General features: G+C 63.2%; 1 protein-coding gene. It reads right to left on the bottom strand.

Annotation, left to right across the window (positions count from 1 at the left end; translation table 11 throughout):
* Positions 1-1,103: ABC transporter ATP-binding protein/permease (locus tag NKH38_RS33235; RefSeq protein ID WP_352765751.1), on the bottom strand; the 1,103-nt coding region annotated here is incomplete at both ends.

Raw genomic sequence — 1,103 nt, 5'->3', positions numbered from 1 at the left:
GTCAGGCTGCCATTGGCGTTGTCGCCGAATTCGATCCGCTTTTCCTTGTCGTGCAGCACATCGGTTTCATCGAGCGCGATGCGGAAGTCGGCAACACGCATCAGCGTGGCGCGCCAGTCGGCGATGCCGCCGATGTTGTTGATGAACCAGCGCAGGGACGAATGCACCTGGTTGAAGGCACCGACCGCCATCATCAGCCCGCCGAAACTGATATCGCCCGAAAAATAGACCGGCGATGCCACCAGGATCGGCGCCACCACGGTGATCCAGCCATAGGTATCGGTCACCCAGGACAGGTTGATCTGCGCTTTGTAGATGTTTCGCATCGCGCCCAGCACCGTGCCAAGGTCGATTTCGAGCCGTCTCTTGGCATCGGCTTCGCCGTGATAGAGCGCGATGGCGTCGACATTCTCGTTGACGCGCACCATCCCGGAACGCAGCTCGGCCTCGCGGGTGTAGCGGTCGCTGTTGAGGCGGATCAGCGGCCGCCCGACCAGCCAGCTCAGCCAGGAGGCGATGCCGGCATAGAGGAACGCGGCCCAGACCATGTAGCCCGGTATCGCCAGCGACCAGCCGTTGATGTGGAAGACGAAGCCCGACGAGAGTTGCCAAAGCACGCCGACGAACGACACCAGCAGGATGAAGGATTGCAGCAGGCCGACGCCGAGGTCCGTCGACAGATCGGACAGATGCGCGGCATCCTGCTGCATGCGCTGGTCGGGATTGACGCCGATGGCGCCGGCATTGGCGAGCCGGAAGGCCCGCGCCGGCCGCATCCATTGGTCGATCAGGTCGAGCGTCAGCGCCTCGCGCAGCTTCAGCCGGATCATCTGGTTGAGCCAGGTCTGAGCGATGTTGAGCAGCAGCAGCGTGCCGGCAATCACGGCAAAGATCATCAGCTGATGCAGGAAGGCCGCCATGTCGCGACGCGCCAGCGCATCGTAGAAAGGCTGGTTCCAGCGGTTGAGCAGAACCTGGCCGATCGACGTCGCGACGATGACCGCCATAATGCCGACCGACGTCCAGACCAGCCACTTGCGCACCGGTGAGCCTATCAGCGCCCGTTTGATCGTCGCCACCTGATCGCGCAGGCTGCTGGCTTC

It is taken from the genome of Mesorhizobium sp. M1078, from assembly GCF_040318615.1.
In the GTDB taxonomy this organism is placed as follows: Bacteria; Pseudomonadota; Alphaproteobacteria; order Rhizobiales; family Rhizobiaceae; genus Mesorhizobium.
The sequence above is the reverse complement of the archived record's forward strand: the minus strand, read 5'-3'. Positions and strand labels throughout refer to the sequence as shown.